11 protein-coding genes, 4 tRNA genes, 2 pseudogenes and 1 other annotated feature are annotated in these 19487 nt (G+C 59.6%); of the genes and pseudogenes, 6 read left to right on the top strand and 11 right to left on the bottom strand.

Annotated features, from left to right (window positions below):
• Positions 1-91 precede the first annotated feature (91 nt).
• The gene (locus tag AC4ANE_RS11040; RefSeq protein WP_002552953.1) at positions 92-961 is read left to right on the top strand and encodes a LysR family transcriptional regulator; all 870 of its coding nucleotides are present in this window, start codon (positions 92-94) and stop codon (positions 959-961) included.
• Positions 962-1031: 70 nt separating this feature from the next.
• Positions 1032-3220 (top strand): annotated as a pseudogene (locus AC4ANE_RS11035) (putative bifunctional diguanylate cyclase/phosphodiesterase).
• A 45-nt stretch (positions 3221-3265) separates the two neighbouring features.
• Here AC4ANE_RS11035 and AC4ANE_RS11030 read toward each other — a convergent pair.
• The 10 genes from AC4ANE_RS11030 to uvrB form a co-directional block, all read right to left on the bottom strand.
• Complete coding sequence (locus tag AC4ANE_RS11030; RefSeq protein WP_002552950.1) at positions 3266-3709, bottom strand: Hsp20 family protein; 444 nt, start codon at positions 3707-3709, stop codon at positions 3266-3268.
• 204 nt (positions 3710-3913) lie between these two features.
• Positions 3914-5136 (bottom strand): IS3-like element IS51 family transposase gene (locus AC4ANE_RS11025; protein ID WP_095178853.1). Its coding sequence is split into 2 segments (ribosomal slippage): positions 3914-4851 and positions 4851-5136, totalling 1224 coding nucleotides; the frame shifts between segments, so codons are not numbered across the junction.
• Positions 4742-4858 (bottom strand) — a sequence feature (AL1L pseudoknot). It overlaps the preceding gene by 117 nt.
• Before the next feature lie 12 nt (positions 5137-5148).
• Positions 5149-6120, bottom strand: coding sequence for a tRNA dihydrouridine synthase (locus AC4ANE_RS11020; RefSeq protein WP_460408921.1), 972 nt, complete (start codon positions 6118-6120; stop codon positions 5149-5151).
• Between the two features lie 29 nt (positions 6121-6149).
• Complete coding sequence (locus tag AC4ANE_RS11015) at positions 6150-6611, bottom strand: acyl-CoA thioesterase (RefSeq protein WP_004658990.1); 462 nt, start codon at positions 6609-6611, stop codon at positions 6150-6152.
• 318 nt (positions 6612-6929) lie between these two features.
• Positions 6930-7005 (bottom strand) — tRNA-Glu (locus tag AC4ANE_RS11010).
• A gap of 46 nt (positions 7006-7051) precedes the next feature.
• Positions 7052-7127, bottom strand: a tRNA-Ala gene (locus AC4ANE_RS11005).
• Positions 7128-7179: 52 nt separating this feature from the next.
• Positions 7180-7255 (bottom strand) — tRNA-Glu (locus tag AC4ANE_RS11000).
• An 88-nt stretch (positions 7256-7343) separates the two neighbouring features.
• Positions 7344-7419 (bottom strand) — tRNA-Ala (locus AC4ANE_RS10995).
• A gap of 148 nt (positions 7420-7567) precedes the next feature.
• On the bottom strand, positions 7568-9049 hold the full coding sequence (gene gltX, locus AC4ANE_RS10990) for a glutamate--tRNA ligase (RefSeq protein WP_005734390.1): 1482 nt from the start codon (positions 9047-9049) through the stop codon (positions 7568-7570).
• Between the two features lie 557 nt (positions 9050-9606).
• Positions 9607-11622, bottom strand: a complete 2016-nt coding sequence (gene uvrB / locus AC4ANE_RS10985) for an excinuclease ABC subunit UvrB (RefSeq protein WP_002552947.1) — start codon at positions 11620-11622, stop codon at positions 9607-9609.
• A gap of 378 nt (positions 11623-12000) precedes the next feature.
• Between uvrB and AC4ANE_RS10980 the strand changes: the two are divergent.
• Positions 12001-13186: pseudogene (locus AC4ANE_RS10980) on the top strand (amino acid aminotransferase).
• A 235-nt stretch (positions 13187-13421) separates the two neighbouring features.
• On the top strand, positions 13422-13745 hold the full coding sequence (locus tag AC4ANE_RS10975; protein ID WP_002552945.1) for a hypothetical protein: 324 nt from the start codon (positions 13422-13424) through the stop codon (positions 13743-13745).
• A gap of 55 nt (positions 13746-13800) precedes the next feature.
• On the opposite strand, the gene pvdQ is transcribed toward AC4ANE_RS10975, so the two are convergent.
• A complete protein-coding gene (gene pvdQ, locus AC4ANE_RS10970; protein WP_044423753.1) occupies positions 13801-16140 on the bottom strand; it encodes a bifunctional acylase PvdQ in 2340 nt (779 codons plus the stop codon).
• Positions 16141-16343: 203 nt separating this feature from the next.
• Between pvdQ and AC4ANE_RS10965 the strand changes: the two genes are divergently transcribed.
• Together AC4ANE_RS10965 and AC4ANE_RS10960 are read left to right on the top strand one after the other, a co-directional pair.
• Positions 16344-17516 (top strand): efflux RND transporter periplasmic adaptor subunit, encoded by a 1173-nt coding sequence (locus AC4ANE_RS10965; RefSeq protein WP_002552942.1) that lies wholly within the window; start codon positions 16344-16346, stop codon positions 17514-17516.
• Complete coding sequence (locus AC4ANE_RS10960; protein ID WP_002552941.1) at positions 17517-19487, top strand: MacB family efflux pump subunit; 1971 nt, start codon at positions 17517-17519, stop codon at positions 19485-19487.

Genomic DNA, 19487 nt, shown 5'->3' with positions numbered 1-19487 from the left:
CCCCTTGGCTTGTGCGGTCATCCTATGGAATATGCTTAAATAACTCAAATCCATAATTTTCATACTTTGGATAACCAAATGGAATCCGACCATGGATCTCGCCAACCTTAATGCTTTTATTGCCATCGCCGAGACCGGCAGCTTTTCCGGGGCAGGCGAACGCCTCTACCTGACTCAACCGGCCATCAGCAAGCGCATTGCCGGTCTGGAGCAACAATTGAATGTGCGCCTGTTCGACCGCCTGGGTCGGGAAGTCAGCCTCACCGAGGCCGGACGCGCCCTGCTGCCACGTGCCTATCAGATTCTGAACGTTCTGGATGACACTCGCCGCGCGCTGACCAACCTGACCGGCGAAGTCACCGGGCGGCTGACTCTGGCGACCAGTCACCATATTGGCCTGCATCGCCTGCCCCCGGTATTACGGGCGTTTACCCGGACCTATCCAAAGGTCGCACTGGACATTCAGTTCCTGGACTCGGAAATTGCCTATGAGGAAATTCTTCACGGGCGCGCCGAACTGGCAGTCATTACACTCGCACCCGAACCGCATACGCTGATCCGCGCCGTGCCCGTGTGGGACGACCCGCTGGACTTCGTCGCGGCACCGGAACATCCGCTGGCCAACAGCGGCCCCATGAAACTGGAGGATGTCGTGCGCTATCCGGCAGTATTTCCGGGCGGTAACACGTTTACCCATCACATTGTCAGCGGCTTGTGCGAAGCCCAGGGCCTCAAGCCCAACATCGCGATGAGCACCAATTATATGGAGACCATCAAGATGATGGTCTCCATCGGCCTTGCCTGGAGCGTTCTGCCACGCACCATGCTCGATGAACAAGTGGCGCGCATTCCATTACCGGGCGTGCAACTCAATCGCCAGCTAGGCTACATCCTGCATACCGAACGCACGCTATCGAATGCAGCAAGAGCATTCATGAAACTGCTCGATGCGCAGACATAGTGGGTAGACCATGCTGCAAACCGCAGACTGATCGCTCTATCGGTTCTTTCGATTAAAGGCTCGTGATCACATGTCCAACCCACCGGATAACTCCGTGCTGAAAGCCCCTGCACAGGCAGCCGCCCCAAGTCTGCCGCTGACAGGCGCGGAGCGCGTCCTCCAGCAAACCCGGGACCGTCTGGAACTGGCGCTGGAACTGGCGCAGATGGGCACCTGGGATCTGGACATCACCGGCAACCGGCTGCAAGCCTCGGCGCGTGCGTCTGCGCTGCACGGCATGGCGGCACTGCCTTCGACGAGGATGGCCGGCAGTTCTTCGGCAGCCTGCCCGCTGAAGAGCGACGGCGCATGCGCGCAGTTTATGCGGCGGCACTGGAAAACCGGCAGGATTGCCTGCAGGTGACCTACCGTTTCCAGTTGCAAAACGGCACATCGCGCCTGCTTGAAAGCCGTGCACGAATCTATCGCAATGAACATGGCCAGGCCGTGAAGCTGTCCGGAACCGTGCTGGACATCACTCAACAGTGCGTCCAGTCAGCGCTGGAGGCCAGCAAGGAGAAGTTTGCCAAGGCATTTCACTCAAGCCCGGACTCGATCACCATCACTGAAATCGAGTCAGGCCGCTATGTAGAGGTCAATGACGGCTTCTGTCGCCTGACCGGCTTCAGCGCTCAGGAAGTCCTGGGGCGCACAGCCCACGAAATCGGTATCTGGTCCGACACCGTGCAGCGCGAATACATGATTGACGAACTACGCCAGAAAGGCCGCGTGCATCATCGGGAAATGAATGGTCAGGACAAGCACGGCGCGCCCCTGGTGCTGGACATCTCGGTCGAGTTCATCACCCTGAACAATACCGCCTGCCTGCTGATGAACGCCCGAGACATCGGCCAGCTGAAAACCGCCCAGGCACAGGTTCAGCATCTGGCTTATCACGACCCGCTCACCGGGCTGCCCAACCGCGCGCTGTTGATGGACCGCCTCAGCCAGCAAGTCTCGCTGCTCCAGCACCAGAACCTGCGCGGTGCCCTGCTGTTTCTCGACCTGGACCATTTCAAGCACATCAATGACTCACTTGGCCACCCGGTGGGCGACAGCGTGCTGAGCATCATCGCCGCGCGCCTGGAGGCCAGCGTACGTCAGGAGGACACAGTGGCCCGCCTGGGCGGTGACGAGTTCGTGGTGCTGATCTGCGGGCTGGACGGCACCCGTGATGAAGTCACTCAGCAGGTCCGCGTGCTGGCCGACAACCTTCGCGAGCTGCTGGCCGAACCGATGTTCCTCGACGGTCATCGCCTGCAGGTTACGCCGAGCATCGGCATCGTTCTGATTCCGGACGATGGCCTGGCCCCTGCCGATTTGCTCAAACGGGCCGATATTGCGCTGTATCGCGCCAAGGATTCCGGACGCAATGCGTCACAGTTTTTCCATGTATCCATGCAGCAGGCCGTCAGCCAGCGCCTGCGTCTTGAAAACGACTTGCGACTGGCGCTGACCCGCAACGAATTCCAGCTGCACTTCCAGGCCCAGATCGATTGCCGGGACCAGTACATTACCGGTGCAGAGGCACTGCTGCGCTGGGAGCACCCTGAATACGGGTTGCTGTCACCTGATCAGTTTGTCCAGATACTTGAAGAAAGCGGGATGATTCTGGAGGTCGGCAGCCATATTCTGGACGAGGCCTGCAAAACCGGAGGCCTGCTTTTAAAGCAGGGGCTGATCTCGAAAAACAAATTCCTGATGGGCGTCAATATAAGTCCGCGTCAGTTCCGCCAGAACGACTTTATCGAGCGCGTGCAACACAGCCTCAAGCAGCATCAATTACCTGCCTCCATGCTCAAGCTGGAAATCACTGAAGGCATCGTCATCCAGAACCTTGACGACACCATCCTCAAAATGCTCAGCCTGAAGGAATTGGGCGTGAGTTTTGCGATGGATGACTTCGGCACCGGCTATTCCTCACTGACTTACCTCAAGCGCTTGCCGGTGGATACGCTGAAGATTGACCAGTCCTTCGTTCAGGACGCCACCAGCGACCCCAACGACGCAGAAATCATCCGCGCCATCGTGGCCATGGCTCAGAGCCTGAACCTTAACGTCATCGCTGAAGGCGTCGAAACGCCGGAGCAACTGGCGTTCCTGGAAAGAGTGGGCTGTTACAACTATCAAGGCTACCTGTTCAGCGAACCACTGCCGGGTCCGCAGTTCGAGAACCTGCTGCTAAAACAGCAGTTTCAGGAAACTGCGTCTCTGGAGTGAAGACAGAAAAGGCGCCCGAAGGCGCCTCTTCTATAGAACAACTGATTAGCTGCCCAGTACTTTCTGGGTATTGAGCGGAATGCGCTTTGGTTTTGCCTCTTCCGGCACGTTGCGCACCAGGTCGATGCTCAACAGACCGTGAGACAGGTCGGCACCCTTGACCTCGATATTGTCGGCCAGCCTGAACGACAGCTTGAATTCACGCCGGGCAATACCCTGATGCAGATAGGTCACGTTGTCGGCTTCCTGCTCGCGCTTGTTGCCGATCACGGTCAATACGCCCTTCTCGACCTGTAGCTCAAGGTCCTGCTCTTGCATGCCTGCCGCAGCGATCACGATCCGGTAATGATCATCGGTATGCCGCTCCACGTTGTAGGGAGGGTAGCCGCTGGTTGTCTCATTTCGTGCCGCCGACTCGAACAGGTCGTTGAAGCGGTCGAAACCCACTGAGTTGCGAAACAGTGGAGCCAGAGAAAATGCAGTAGCCATAACAATTCTCCTGTTTATCAGCGAGTGGTGTACGCGACCCGTTTTCGGCATCGCTTGATCAGCAAAATAGGGATACCCATTCACTTTTCAAGAGACTTTTTTCAGGTTTTTTTCGACCGTTCGTCGGGGTTAGCTTTCGGGTAAGCATCCAGGCAGACAGCCCAGTGAACCGCCCCGGGTTTCTCGGAGACCCTTTTGTTTGAGTCATGCCACCTGGGCAGACTCGGTGAGTTGCTGATAATAGATTGCTTCTGCTTCGACCGGTGGAATATGACCGATTGGCTCCAGCAGGCGGCGGTGATTGAACCAGTCCACCCATTTCAGGGTTTCCAGCTCCACCGCCCCCCGTGTGGGCCAAGAGCGTCGATGAATCACTTCAGCCTTGTAAAGACCATTGATGGTCTCAGCCAAAGCATTGTCGTAAGAGTCACCGACACTCCCGACCGATGGCTCAATACCGGCTTCGACAAGACGCTCGGTATAGCGAATGGACACGTACTGCACGCCACGGTCACTGTGGTGAATGAGTCCACCCTGCTTGACTGGGCGACGGGCGTAAAGGGCTTGCTCCAGTGCATCGAGTACAAAATCGGTACGCGCTGAACTGGACACCTTCCAACCGACGATGAATCGGGCAAAGACATCAATGATGAAGGCCACGTAAACAAAACCCTGCCAGGTACTGACGTAGGTAAAGTCCGATACCCATAGGGCGTTCGGGCACTCAGCCACAAACTGACGGTTGACATGATCCTGCGGGCACGGCCTGGCTTGGTCGCTGACCGTCGTCTTGACGGGCTTGCCGCGTACCACGCCTTGCAGGCCCAGCTCTCCCATCAGACGTTGCACCGTACAGCGGGCGACTTGCAGTCCGTCACGCAGCAATTGTCGCCAGACCTTGCGCACGCCATATACCTGGAAGTGCTCATCCCAGACTCGCTGGATGTGCTCACCCAGTTCCTGGTCACGCTGCGCACGCGCTGACTGCTGGCTGGGGTCAGCCTGCTGAGCAGCGTACCGGTAGTACGTCGACGGGGCGATTGGCAACACCTTGCAAATCGGCTCGACCCCGTAAGACTGGCGGTTTTCATCAATAAACGTCTTCATCGTTTGAATGGGCGGTCGAGCTCCGCCTGGGCAAAATAGGCTGAGGCCTTACGCAAGATCTCGTTAGCTTGACGCAACTGACGGTTCTCACGCTCCAAGAGCTTGACTCGCTCACGTTCGACTGTGCTCAGCCCATCACGCTGGCCGCTGTTGCGCTCAGATTGGCGAACCCACAGCCGTAATGTCTCGGGCGTGCAGCCGATCTTGGGGGCAATGGCACTGATGGTGGCCCACTGCGACTCGTACTCAGGAAGGTGTTCGAAAACCATCCTGATGGCCCGCTCACGGACCTCTGGGGAATACTTCGGTAGTTTTTTCATCGCTCCATCCTCTCAAAGGTTGGAGTCTCCGAGAAACCCGGGGCGGTTCACCAGCATCACGCCGATGCGATCACAGTCGGTTTCGCGGCGTAGCGCATTGAACATCAGGGTCGCCTCAGGGTAGCTCTTGGTCAGTAGCACCAACCATTGCTTGAGACGACCCGGCGCCTGAATGAGCGTCATCTTGATCAGACAGGCCTGCCAGAAAGCGCGCAGCATGGGCTGCAACTCATCCCAGGTCATCGGCACGACCTCTTCACCCTTCTGTGCCGCAGCTATCTGCCGGGCCAGATCAGGGCGCGCCACCAGCCCGCGACCAATCATGATGTCGCGTGCGCCGCATATTTCCCGGCAACGACGCCAATCGTCAACGGTCCAGATTTCACCGTTGGCCACCACGGGGACCTTCACCACCTCCTGAATGCGTGCAATCCACTCCCAGTGCGCGGGCGGCTTGTAACCGTCGACCTTGGTGCGTGCGTGAACGACTATTTGCTCTGCTCCGCCGTCGGCCAACGCCCGCGCGCAATCCAGCGCGCCATCGGTGTTTTCGTAACCCAGACGCATCTTGGCTGTTACAGGAATATGTCTGGGCACGGCACGGCGTACCTGGCTGACGATCGAGTGCAGCAGTTCCGGCTCTTTGAGCAGGATTGCGCCACCACGGGAGCGATTGACAGTCTTGGCCGGACAACCGAAGTTCAGGTCCAATACCGGTGCGCCCAACTCACAGGCGAACGCGGCGTTCTCGGCCAGACACACTGGGTCGGAGCCCAACAGCTGGAGCCGCAAAGGCGTACCTGCGTCGGTCTTCGCGCCTTTGTGGAATTCCGAAGCGTATTTGTAAAAGTAGGGCGCAGGCATCAAACGCTCGGACACCCGGATGAATTCGGTCACGCACCAGTCGATACCACCTACTTTCGTCAGGGCATCGCGCAGGATGTCGTCGACCAACCCCTCCATGGGCGCCAGAGCAATTTGCATGGGTCACACTCGAAAAAAAGTCCGGCAGTTTACTGCCCGGCGTGCGGATTGGGAACGGTGCCGTCAGGGATGGCTGCGCCATAGCCCTCGATGAACTCGGCGGGCATGCGCTTGGGCCGACCGCTGGACAGTTCGATGCAGACAAAGGTGGTTTGCGCGCGCAGCAACGTCAGGTTGTCGGCGGGTCGCTTGAGCTGAAAGCAACGGGTCATTTTCAGGCGGCGATCCCAATCGACGATCCAGGTCGCCAGTTGCAGTTCATCGTTCTCATAGGCACTGGCCAGGTAGTCGATCTCGTGTCTGACCACCGCCATGGCCCGGTCCAGACGCCGGTACTCGGTCAGGTCCAGGCCCAGATACTGCGAATGCCGCCAGGCGCAGCGCTCCAGCCAGGAGACGTACACGGCATTATTGGCGTGCCCCAGCCCGTCGATGTCTTCAGCGCCGACGTTCAGATCAATGACGAAAGGCGTTGCCCGATCCCAGACCATGCGTGCTCCTGCTTGAGTGAATGTGATAAGCGGGAGTGTAGCGAAGTCAGGATAGTGGCGCGTCTGCTTTTGATTCTGGCCGAAGGCCGTGGGAGCGAACTTGTTCGCGAAAGGACCTGTACATTCCTCACGCTCCAGCGCTCAGTGTTATACACACGCCTGAATAAGCCCGGATAAAAGAGCTGAAACCGCAATTGCAGGCTGAACACATACCTGTGGGAATAAATAGAGGCAGGAAGGGCGATTTTTCAAACCCTGAAAAAACAAAAGGGCCATTCAATAATCGAATGACCCTTGGTCCCGCAGAGCGGGAAATCGTGGCGTCCCCTAGGGGACTCGAACCCCTGTTACCGCCGTGAAAGGGCGGTGTCCTAGGCCACTAGACGAAGGGGACGCAAAACCTTCAGTCAGGTTCATCGAACGATGAACCCTGGCGAATTTGGTGGAGCTTAGCGGGATCGAACCGCTGACCTCCTGCATGCCATGCAGGCGCTCTCCCAGCTGAGCTAAAGCCCCGGATTTATCGCCTCGCGGCGGAGATCAACGTTGAAGTATCACTCGGTGAAACTGGCGTCCCCTAGGGGACTCGAACCCCTGTTACCGCCGTGAAAGGGCGGTGTCCTAGGCCACTAGACGAAGGGGACAAAACCTTCTTATAAAACAAACGGTCGCTGGATCCGCTTGTTTCACATCGTTTCAGAGCAGTGTAGCAGCGCTCTGAAACGCTAAATTTGGTGGAGCTTAGCGGGATCGAACCGCTGACCTCCTGCATGCCATGCAGGCGCTCTCCCAGCTGAGCTAAAGCCCCACATCAGTGGACGGGGCGCATATTAAGCGTGAGTGACAGAGCTGTCAAATTTATTTTTTACATTTTCCAAACTTTTTTGTCGGTAATACAACCACTTACCTTTAAACCCCCGGAAAACCGGGGGCGTCTGACAGGAACAGGGAACGCCTCAGGCGATGGAGCCCAGCAGCTTTTCCCATTCCTTGTTTTCTTTCTTCGAAACACCACCCAACAAATCCAGGGCCTGACGCAGGCGGAAGCGGGTCAGGTCCGGACCGAGGATCTCCATCGCATCGGTCACCGAGACCGAGTTGGCCTGGCCGGTAATCGCCGCAAACATCAGGGGCATGGCGTCACGCAGCTTGAGCTCGAGGTGCTCGACGACGGCCTGGATGCAGCCCATGATCCGGTCCTTCTCCCACTGACGCAGCGACTCCAGCTTCCACAGAATCAACTGCATCACCTGACGGACCTGCTCCGGGGACAGCTTCTTGTGCTCGAACAGCTTCACATCGGGCGTAACGCCACCGGCGAAGAAGAAACCGGCCAGCGGAGCGACCTGACTGAAGGTCTCTACCCTGCCCTGCACGTGCGGTGCGATCTTCATCATGTAGTCGGGGTTCAGTGCCCACGTTTTCAACCGGCTGGCAAACTCCTCGACCGGCAGATCACGCAACCACTGACCATTGAGCCAGGACAGTTTTTCGATATCGAAGATCGGCCCGCCCAGCGAGACACGCGACAGGTCGAAATTGTCGACCATTTCCTGCAACGAGAACTTCTCGCGCTCGTCCGGCATCGACCAGCCCATGCGGCCCAGGTAGTTGAGCATGGCTTCAGGCATGAAGCCCATGCGCTCGTAGAAGGTCACCGAGGTCGGGTTCTTGCGCTTGGACAGCTTGCTCTTGTCCGGGTTACGCAGCAGCGGCATGTAGCACAGCTGTGGCTTGTCCCAGCCAAAGTACTCGTAAAGCAGGATCAGTTTGGGTGCCGATGGCAGCCATTCTTCGCCGCGCAGTACGTGGGTGATGCCCATCAGGTGGTCATCGACCACGTTGGCGAGAAAGTAGGTCGGCAGACCGTCGGTCTTCATCAGGACCTGCATATCCATGCGGTCCCACGGGATTTCGACTTCGCCGCGCAGCATGTCCGGCACGACGCAGACGCCTTCGGTCGGCACTTTCATGCGAATCACGTGGGGCTCGCCAGCGTCCAGACGGCGTTGCACTTCTTCCTTGGAGAGCAGCAAGGCGCGACCGTCATAGCGCGGGGTTTCACCCTTGGCCTGTTGCTCGGCGCGCATCTCGTCCAGCTCTTCGGCGGTGCAGAAACACGGGAAGGCGTGACCCAGCTCGACCAGTTGCTGCGCGTATTTCTGGTAGATATCGCCCCGCTCGCTTTGACGATACGGGCCGTGTGGACCACCGACATCCGGCCCTTCGCTCCATTCGATACCCAGCCAGCGCAGTGCGTCGAAGATCTGCTGTTCGGACTCGCGGGTCGAGCGCAGTTGATCGGTGTCTTCAATGCGCAGAATGAACTCGCCGCCATGCTGTTTGGCAAAGCAGTAGTTGAACAGCGCAATGTAGGCCGTGCCGACGTGAGGGTCGCCCGTGGGCGATGGCGCGATGCGGGTACGAACGGTGGTCATGGAAAATCCCGAAATAGGTCAATCAAGCGCGGAATGTTAACAGGCTGGGGGCATGCGGCTCCAGCGTGAAAGGTAATCGCCGGAACACCTATCGTTCCGCACGCTCCGCGTGGGAATGCAGTTCGTGACGCTCCGCGTCACACAGCGGTTCTGCGATGTCAGTTGGGTCGGGGTTCGGCTCAGGCCACCTTTGCGCCCTTACGGCGCCCTACTTTGAGGGACCAAAGTAGGCAAAGTCCCCGCTCCTGTTTCCGGCCCGACTTCGTCGGGTTCCTTCGCCCTGTCACTGATCCGTGGGTCGCCGCAACGGGCCATCCATGGCCCGGTGCGGCTAGCCTGGCGTCCTGCCAGGCTACCCCCCGGATCAGCGCCAGGACTCAGCCGTCACTAAGGTCGCAATTTGCGTCGTCTGTGCCATCGCGGTTGAAAAGCACTGCGTTGGCAACGGCTACGCGTAAAGCGTGGATGTTGTGCTGTAGCATAGATAGGGCGCAAAGCGTCACTAACAAAGTGCCAGAGCATTGGCACTGTGGTCAGTTGCGTATCCAGCACACAAATCAAACCGCCAGCAACCGCTCCCGCAACTTGCCGATCTCGTCGCGCATCTGCGCGGCGGCTTCGAACTCCAGGTCGCGGGCCAACTGGTACATTTTTTCTTCCAGTTGACGAATGCGCTTGTTGATCTCGCTCGGCGAGCGCAGTTCGTTTTCGTAGCGAGCGTTTTCTTCGGCGGCCTTGGCCATGCCCTTGCGCTTCTTGCTGCGCGAGCCGGGTACCGTGGCACCTTCCATGATGTCTGCAACGTCCTTGAACACGCCTTTTGGGGTAATGCCGTGCTCAAGGTTAAAGGCGAGCTGTTTATCGCGGCGCCGTTCGGTTTCGCCAATGGCGCGCTCCATGGAACCAGTGATGCGATCGGCGTACAGGATCGCCCGGCCATTGAGGTTACGCGCAGCCCGACCGATGGTCTGAATCAGCGAACGGTCGGAACGCAGGAAACCTTCCTTGTCGGCATCGAGAATCGCAACCAGCGACACTTCCGGCATGTCCAGGCCCTCGCGCAGCAGGTTGATCCCCACCAACACATCGAAGGTACCCAGACGCAGGTCGCGGATGATCTCGACACGTTCAACTGTATCGATGTCCGAGTGCAGGTAACGCACTCGCACCCCGTGGTCGCTGAGGTAATCGGTCAAATCCTCTGACATGCGCTTGGTCAGCGTGGTGACCAGCACCCGCTCTTCCAGCGCCGTACGTTTGTGGATTTCCGACAACAGGTCGTCGACCTGGGTCAGCGCCGGGCGAATCTCGATCTGTGGGTCCACCAGACCAGTCGGGCGTACTACCTGCTCGACGACACGTCCCGCGTGTTCCGCTTCATAGTTGCCCGGCGTCGCCGAGACAAAAATGGTCTGCGGGCTGATCGCTTCCCACTCGTCAAAGCGCATGGGCCGGTTATCCAGCGCCGATGGCAAACGAAACCCGTACTCAACCAGGGTTTCCTTGCGTGAGCGGTCGCCTTTGTACATCGCGCCGACCTGCGGCACGCTGACGTGAGACTCGTCGATCACCAGCAAGGCATCGGCAGGCAGGTAGTCGAACAGGGTCGGAGGCGGCGCACCGGACGGACGGCCCGACAGGTAGCGCGAGTAGTTTTCGATACCGTTGCAGTAGCCCAGCTCCAGCATCATCTCCAAATCGAAGCGGGTCCGTTGCTCCAGACGCTGGGCTTCCACGAGCTTGTTCTGAGTGCGCAGGTATTCAAGACGCTCCTGCAACTCGACCTTGATCCCTTCCATTGCCTCGATCAGCGTCTCGCGCGGGGTAACGTAATGGCTCTTGGGGTAGAACGTGAAGCGCGGCAGCTTGCGGATCACCTCACCGGTCAGCGGATCGAACGCCGACAGGCTTTCGACCTCATCATCGAACAGCTCGACGCGGATCGCCTCCAGATCGGATTCGGCCGGGTAGATGTCGATGACATCGCCACGCACCCTGAACGTCGCACGGGCGAAGTCCATGTCGTTGCGGGTGTATTGCAGGTCGGCCAGTCGTCGCAACAGGGCGCGCTGGTCCAGTTTGTCGCCACGGTCGATGTGCATGACCATGCGCAGATAGGTTTCCGGGCTGCCCAGGCCGTAGATGCACGACACCGTGGTGACGATGATCGCGTCCTTACGCTCCAGCAGCGCCTTGGTTGCAGACAGGCGCATCTGCTCGATGTGGTCGTTGATCGACGCATCCTTCTCGATGAAGGTGTCAGACGACGGCACATAGGCCTCGGGCTGGTAGTAGTCGTAATAGGAAACGAAATATTCCACGGCGTTGTTCGGGAAGAACGCCTTGAATTCGCCATACAACTGCGCGGCCAGGGTCTTGTTCGGTGCCAGGACCAGCGTCGGGCGCTTCACCTGAGAGATCACGTTGGCGATGCTGAACGTCTTGCCCGAGCCGGTCACCCCCAGCAAGGTCTGGTGCGCGAGCCCTGCGTCGATCCCTTCGACCAGTTGGCGAATGGCCTCGGGCTGATCGCCGGCTGGCTCAAAACGGGTAACGAGCTGGAACTCGGACATATCCTACCTCTTGGTTCATACGCGACTTGATTCGTACGCGACGGGATCGCGCAAAGGGCTCGCCTCACCTGAATGGACTGACAGGCCATGACGAAATCATCGCCAACGCCCGGTCCCGCCGGGAAAAGGCGTGCGATGTCTTGAAATGATGCTTACTAGATGGAGCCATATGCTGGCCTTTCAAGTCACGCACTTAAAGCATTGAGGCTCGAACGGGACGAACGTTCTGAAAATATGCACATAACCTCGAAAAAAGCCGCCCCGACCTGTCGCCCGGCGAGGGGATGCTCTCTATACTAAGCCCTGTTTGTGCACCGCTTTGGCGCATTCAGCCGCAGCGTGCATCCCTACCCACTCTTCATCAAGAGCCGCCGCACAATGAGCCTGTTCTCCGCTGTCGAAATGGCACCCCGCGATCCGATCCTGGGTATCAACGAAGCCTTCAACGCTGACACCCGCACCACCAGGCGTAGGCGTCTACTGTGATGAAGAGGGGCGCATTCCTCTGCTGCGTGCCGTGGCTGAAGCTGAAAAGATCCGTGTCGCCCAGCACGCGCCGCGCGGTTACCTGCCGATCGACGGCATTGCCGCTTATGACCAGGCCGTGCAAAAACTGCTGCTGGGAGCTGATTCACCGCTGATCGCTTCAGGCCGTGTGCTGACCACTCAATCGGTCGGCGGCACAGGTGCCTTGAAGATCGGTGCCGACTTCCTCAAGCAGCTGCTGCCCAACGCAGTGGTAGCGATCAGCGACCCAAGCTGGGAAAACCACCGCGCACTGTTCGAAACCGCAGGTTTCCCGGTGCAGAACTACCGTTATTACGACGCAGCCACCCACGACGTGAACCGCGCCGGCATGCTTGAAGACCTGCAGAACCTGCCGAACAACTCGATCGTCGTGCTGCACGCCTGCTGCCACAACCCGACTGGCGTCGATCTGAGCCTGGATGACTGGAAAAAAGTGCTGGAAGTGGTAAAGGCCAAGGGCCATGTACCGTTTCTGGACATGGCGTACCAGGGCTTCGGTCAAGGCATTCAGGAAGATGCACTGGCTGTGCGCCTGTTCGCCGAGTCGGGCCTGACCTTCTTCGCCTCCAGCTCGTTTTCCAAGTCGCTGTCGCTGTATGGCGAACGTGTGGGCGCGCTGTCGATCATTACCGAATCGAAAGAAGAAACTGCCCGCGTTCTGTCGCAGGTCAAGCGCGTGATCCGCACCAACTACTCCAACCCGCCGACCCACGGTGCGATCATTTCCGCTGCGGTGCTCAACGACCCGGCACTGCGCGCCCTGTGGGAAGAAGAACTTGGCGAGATGCGCGTGCGCATTCAAGGCATGCGCAAAGCCATGGTCGAGCGCCTGGCCGATAACCCGGCAGGTCAGGACTTCAGCTTTGTCGGCCGTCAGTGCGGCATGTTCTCCTATTCCGGCCTGACCGCCGCACAGGCACAACGCCTGCGCAGCGAATTCGGCATCTACGCGCTGGATACGGGGCGTATCTGCGTGGCGGCGCTGAACCAGAAGAATATTGATGCCGTGTGCGACGCAATCAAGAAAGTGCTGTAACCGCGCTGCCTATATCTTCTGTAGCGAACCTGTTCGCGAAGGCTATATTCCGTTCAATGCATCTCATGCAACTGTACGGCCCCCTTCGCGAACATCGCACCTCCCGTAGCCTCACACAACACCCAATCCTGCATCACCCTCCTTCAGCACCGTTCGGCAACTGAATCGAACGATCCATATGGCTACCTTTCGAAACCCTGTCAGACCATTTTCTGAAACAGATATCGAGGTACGCATGTCCATCGAACCGCAACGTCAGAAAGAACAGCCACCGGGCCACCATACGCCCGCTGACCAGGGCGCAGACCGCAACGACCCGGCCATCGAGCCACAGGTTGCGGACGTAGAACCAGAGACGGAAAAAGGTGGAGGCCAGAATCAGGGCCAAAGCCCTGCTCCCAGCCAGTCTCAGTCTCAAGGCCAAAGCCAAAGCCAAAGCCAGTCATCCGGCGACAGTGCTTACGTGCCCGACCATGAGCCAGAGGAAAAAACCGAAGATCTACGCAATCATCAGCCTACCCAGGGTGTTGACGCCGATATCGATACGCCCGGCGGCTAATCCCGACAGGCAAGCGCATTTGGGCCGCCCGGCCCAAACGCTTCTCCTGCCATGTTCAGCGGCTGCCCTCCTCGCTGATCACCTGCACCTGATACGCTGGATCAGCCTTGATTTGCTGTTCGGTGAACGGCAACTCACTCCACTGCTTTTTCGAAAACGCCTCGGTCTGGTCACTTGAGTGGGCCGACTGCGGGTTGCTCGATTCAGAAAATGCCAGCAGACCTTGCGCTCTGGGCCCCTGCTCATCAAACGTCACGACCTGCAGATAACTGGTGCCGCTGACCACCTCACGCTTGCCGTCCTTGCCAGCGATGGTCTGCATGGCGTTGTAGATGCCGAGCCCGGCCGGGCCACCATGAATCGGAATGGGTTTGCCGCTGAGGCTGGAGACCTGAATGTCGCCCCATTTACTCTCGGGCGAAAGACCGGCCTTGGCCACCTCATCAACCGCCGCAAGCATGGCGGCGCGCAGTGCGCTGGCAACCCGAGGGTTTTCAATGGCCAGCCCGCTTGGCGTGTGGGTCGGGTTCTGCGGGTCGAACACCACGCGCCAGCGCGAGGCAACGCCTTGCATGGATGTCATGATCCGCTGGAAGTACACGAACCCGATGCCACTGTTCAGATCAGCGCGTCCGTCCCAGGCTTTCAAGGCGGCGCACAACGGCGTCAGACGCGCTACATCATCACCCAGCTCCGAAGCACAGAACTTCAACAGATCCGGCAGCACTTGCCCGGCCTGATACACCTCGTTGTCCATGACCATCGCTTGCAGATTCTCGGCGCTGACCTTGCCAGCCTGTTGCAGGCTGCCCAGCCGATCCAGCGCAAAGCGCGCACGCTGACCGAGTGGCTGACCGTCCTGGCTGATCAACGGCGAAAATCCCTTCAGTGGTGCCGCGGGATTGACCATCCAGGCAGAGTCATTGGAATGCTGCACAAAGTCGCTACGCAACAGTTGCGGCTGGCGTGAGGACGGATAAATACCCGCCTGAGCCGCCTCCGCGGATATGTCCCAGTTACATTCACTGCGCGAGCCGTCGAGCACGATCAGCTCGGTGCCGATACGCGGGTCACTGCACTTGGCGAGCTTGGCGGCGTCCACGTTCGGTACTACCGAGAGGTTCATGTACAGCGCCTGCCCCTTGGCATCGACCGCCAGGGTATTGACCCACGGAATGCCCTGAATCTTGTGCACCGAATCCTGAAACGCCTTGAGGCTGTCAGCCTTGTCCATCGAATACCACTGCTGTAACACACGGTCGTTTTCCAGGTTGGCGTCACGCAGGCTGAAGGCGAACTTGTCATCCCAGTCCAGCTTGCCCGGCCACTGCACCACCGGGCCGAACTTCGAGGAATAAATGATGCGCGGCACAGCCTTGAGGCTACCGTCCGGCTGCTTCATCTCGACGCTGACTTGCTGCTGGCCCATAGCGATGGATTTTCCATCCAGCAGGTAACGGGTCGAGTCTTTCGGGTCGAGCTGCAAGCGATGCAAGGTGAAGTGTTTCGACGTGTCGACGGTATGGCTCCAGGCCAGATGCCGGTTGAAACCGATATTGATCAGCGGCAGGCCCGGCAATGCGGCGCCCATCACGTCGAGCTTGCCAGGAATGGTCAGGTGCATTTGATAGAAACGCATGCCGCCGCCCCATGGAAAATGCGGGTTGGCCAACAGCATGCCGCGCCCATTGGCGGACAGCTCGTGCCCTACTGCAACGGCATTGCTGCCACGCTCCAGGGCAAAGCGCTGGTTGCGCACAGCGGCCAATTGCAGCGCCTGAACCTGCTGGCTATCAACCTGCAATGGCTTTTGCGCAGAAGGCGGTTTGGCACCCGCCAGTGCCTCAGTGAACTGCCCTACGCCGCCCTCGACCAGCAAGCGGCGAGTCAGGCGCAGCAAATCATCGGTACTGATCGGTCGAACCCAATCGGCTGCGCAAGGCTGCGGCAGACCCTTGGCCTTCTGCTCACCCAGCGAGCGGTTGTAGCCGGCGACATAGCCCTGCATCAACTGGCGAATCTCGGGCGGCTGGGCTTTCCAGAAATCAGCCAGTGCCTCAGGCGTGTTGAGCCACTTGAACAGCAGGTCGCTGGCCATGTTGCTGCGTTGCTCAAGGGTCGCCTTGTCCGGCCCGAAATAGCGTGATCGCTCGCCGTTGACGGTCACAACTTCGTTGGCCAGCAGGCACAGGTTGTCCTGCGCATACGCATAACCGATGCCGTAACCCAGACCGCGCTCATTGGCGGCGACGATATGCGGCACGCCAAAACCGGTACGCCGGATTTCGGCACGGGCAGCCTGATGATCAGCGGCAACCAGGGCCTGGGCAGGCAATATCACCGCGAAAGAAAGACCTGCAAACACAAAACCGCACAGGGGTCTGGAAATAATCACGCTGACTCCAACTCGACAAGACGACCCGAATTAGCCGCTCCCCTTAAACGAAGCGCAGACGCAAAATTTACTCGCGCAATGCAACCCGCAGCCGACGCTAAATTCCCGTCCTCATCCCTCGTTTAAAGGGCAGTTCTATATAAAGGCCCGCTCTGCAGCCGGCGTCCGTCGATCGGTTGATTTTCCCCACCCCAGGAACCTGCATGAAACGCTCTCGCCCTCCTCGACGCGCCCTTCTCGTGGCGCTGTGCCTGTTCCCGGTCATCGCCGTGTGTGCCTGGCAGATCATGCCCGACAGCAAAGGTCATGCAGCGACCGTGACGGTGACCCGCAGCAACATCGAAAACAGCGTGACCGCACTGGGCACCTTGCAGCCGCGCAGCTATGTGGACGTTGGCTCGCAGGCCACCGGGCAGATCATGAAAATCCACGCGCAAGTCGGCGATCAGGTCAAGGAAGGCGACTTGCTGGTCGAAATCGATCCGTCGACACAAAAAGCCAGGCTGGACGCCGCGCGTTACGCGATCGAAAACCTCAAGGCCCAGCTTCAGGAACAGCGGGCGCTGCACGAGCTGGCCGAACAGAAGCAACAACGTCAGAAACGCCTTGCGGCGGGCGGTGCCACGCGTGCCGAAGACGTGCAGGCTGCGGAATCGGAATTTCGTGCCACCCAGGCACGGGTCGACATGTTCAAGGCACAGATCCTGGAAGCTCAGGCGGCGCTGCGCAGTGACGAGGCGGCGCTGGGCTACACGCGCATCTACGCTCCCATGAGCGGCACGGTGGTCGCACTGGATGCACGAGAAGGTCAGACCCTGAACGCGCAACAGCAGACGCCGCTGATTCTGCGCATCGCCCGCTTGTCGCCCATGACCGTCTGGGCCGAAGTCTCGGAGGCTGATATTGGCCATGTCAAACCCGGCATGACGGCCTACTTCACCACTCTCAGCGGTGGCAATCGACGCTGGAGCAGCACGGTGCGGCAAATCCTGCCGGTGCCGCCCAGACCGCTTGATCAAGCCAATCAGGGCGGCGGCAGTCCGAGCAGTGCGCGCAAGAGCGGCGGCGGTCGGGTTGTGCTGTACACCGTGCTGCTGGACGTTGATAACAGCGACCAGGCACTGATGGCAGAAATGACCACACAGATATTCTTCGTCGCCGGCAGCGCGCAGAACACCCTGACCGCCCCGCTCGCAGCCTTGCAGAACGGTCCTCAGGCCGATGTGCAGATCGCGCAGGTGCTGTCCGCCAATGGCGAAGTGCAAAACCGTCAGGTACGCACCGGCATCAGCGACCGCCTGCGCGTGCAGGTGCTCGACGGCCTGAATGAAGGTGATCGCCTGCTGGTGCCGGCTTCTGTCGGCAGCGGGGGCTGAATGCAAACGCCGCTGATCGACCTGCGCGCCATCCGCAAATCCTACGGCGGTGGCGACAGCCCGCTGGTCAACGTTCTGCGTGGCATCGATTTATCGATCCATGCCGGGGAATTCGTAGCGATTGTCGGCGCCTCCGGTTCCGGCAAGTCGACACTGATGAACATCCTCGGCTGCCTCGATCGCCCGACCTCGGGGGAATACCTGTTCGCCGGGGAAAACGTCGCCGAGCTGGGCAGCGACGAACTCGCCTGGCTGCGCCGCGAGGCATTCGGTTTTGTGTTTCAGGGCTACCACCTGATCCCTTCCGGCTCGGCACAGGAAAACGTTGAAATGCCGGCCATCTACGCTGGCACACCCGCCGCAGAGCGCCACGCCCGGGCTGCCGCACTGCTCGACCGGCTGGGCCTGGGGTCGCGCACCGGCAACCGGCCACACCAGCTGTCTGGCGGTCAGCAGCAACGGGTCTCCATTGCCCGCGCCTTGATGAATGGCGGGCATATCATCCTCGCCGACGAACCCACAGGTGCGCTGGACAGCCACAGCGGTGCCGAGGTCATGGCGCTGCTGGACGAACTGGCCAGCCAGGGCCATGTGGTGATCCTGATCACCCATGACCGGGAAGTCGCAGCCCGCGCCAAACGGGTCATCGAGATCAGCGACGGCCTGGTGGTCAGCGACACCGCATGCGATCTGTCTGCGCCACGTTCAGCCAACCCCGCTGCGCTACAGGCCGTCGACCTGCGCAAGCGTCTGAGTGAAGGCAGCGGCAGTCGCGGGGCGTGGAAAGGCGAACTGCTCGACGCGGTTCAGGCCGCGTGGCGGGTGATGTGGATCAACCGCTTTCGTACCGCGCTGACGCTGCTGGGTATCGTCATCGGCGTTGCATCCGTGGTGGTCATGCTGGCGGTCGGTGAAGGCAGCAAGCGCCAGGTCATGGCACAGATGTCCTCGTTCGGCTCCAACATCATTTACCTCAACGGCAAGGCCCCCAACCCGCGTGCGCCCAAGGGCATCATCACGCTTGAAGAGGTCGCGGCGCTGGGCGAGCTGCCCGAGGTAAAAATGATCATGCCGGTCAACGGCGGACAGGCCGGCGTGCGCTACGGCAACGTCGATCATTCCAGTTATGTCGGCGGCAACGACACGCACTTTCCGGCGATCTTCAACTGGCCGGTAGTGGAAGGCAGTTATTTCAGCGAAGCGGATGAGCAAAGTGCTGCCGCCGTGGCAGTGATTGGTTACAAAGTTCGCCAGAAACTGTTCGGCGAGCATACCGACCCTATTGGCCAGTACATCCTGATCGAAAACGTGCCGTTTCAGGTGGTCGGCGTGCTTGAAGAAAAAGGCGCCACTTCCGGTGACCTGGACAGCGACAACCGCATCGCCATTCCCTACTCGGCGGCCAGCATCCGTCTGTTTGGCTCGCAGGACCCCGAGTACATCACCATCGCTACACGCGATGCCAACAACGTCAAACACGCCGAAGAAGCAATACGCAACCTGCTGCAACGCCTGCATAACGGCAAGCAGGATTACGAGCTGACCAACAACGCCGCGATGATCCAGGCTGAAGCACGCACCCAGAACACCCTGTCGCTGATGCTCGGCTCGATTGCGGCGATCTCGTTGCTGGTCGGCGGCATCGGCGTGATGAACATCATGCTCATGACCGTGCGTGAGCGCACCCGTGAAATCGGCATCCGTATGGCCACCGGCGCGCGGCAGAGCGACATCCTGCGGCAGTTCCTCACCGAAGCGGTGATGCTTTCCGTGGTCGGCGGGCTGGCCGGTGTCGTGCTGGCGCTGGGCATGGGCGCAGCCTTGTTGCTGAGCAAGGTGGCGGTTGCGTTCACCGTGCCGGCAGTGGCCGGAGCGTTTGCCTGCGCACTGGTCACCGGCGTGATCTTCGGCTTCATGCCTGCCCGCAAAGCTGCCCGGCTCGACCCGGTTGCGGCCCTTACCAGTGAATGA

It is taken from the genome of Pseudomonas sp. Pme6b (assembly GCF_058129925.1).
Note: the sequence above shows the minus strand (reverse complement) of the source record. Positions and strands in the feature narration are given on the sequence as shown.

Excerpts from the sequence above, each read along its gene's own strand:
- AC4ANE_RS11040 (WP_002552953.1), top strand. The coding sequence starts at position 92 with ATGGATCTCGCCAACCTTAATGCTTTTATTGCCATCGCCGAGACCGGC.
- AC4ANE_RS11030 (WP_002552950.1), bottom strand. The coding sequence starts at position 3,709 with ATGGCTACTGCATTTTCTCTGGCTCCACTGTTTCGCAACTCAGTGGGT.
- AC4ANE_RS11020 (WP_460408921.1), bottom strand. The coding sequence starts at position 6,120 with ATGCAAATTGCTCTGGCGCCCATGGAGGGGTTGGTCGACGACATCCTG.
- AC4ANE_RS11015 (WP_004658990.1), bottom strand. The coding sequence starts at position 6,611 with ATGGTCTGGGATCGGGCAACGCCTTTCGTCATTGATCTGAACGTCGGC.
- gltX (WP_005734390.1), bottom strand. The coding sequence starts at position 9,049 with ATGACCACCGTTCGTACCCGCATCGCGCCATCGCCCACGGGCGACCCT.
- uvrB (WP_002552947.1), bottom strand. The coding sequence starts at position 11,622 with ATGTCCGAGTTCCAGCTCGTTACCCGTTTTGAGCCAGCCGGCGATCAG.
- AC4ANE_RS10975 (WP_002552945.1), top strand. The coding sequence starts at position 13,422 with ATGTCCATCGAACCGCAACGTCAGAAAGAACAGCCACCGGGCCACCAT.
- AC4ANE_RS10965 (WP_002552942.1), top strand. The coding sequence starts at position 16,344 with ATGAAACGCTCTCGCCCTCCTCGACGCGCCCTTCTCGTGGCGCTGTGC.
- AC4ANE_RS10960 (WP_002552941.1), top strand. The coding sequence starts at position 17,517 with ATGCAAACGCCGCTGATCGACCTGCGCGCCATCCGCAAATCCTACGGC.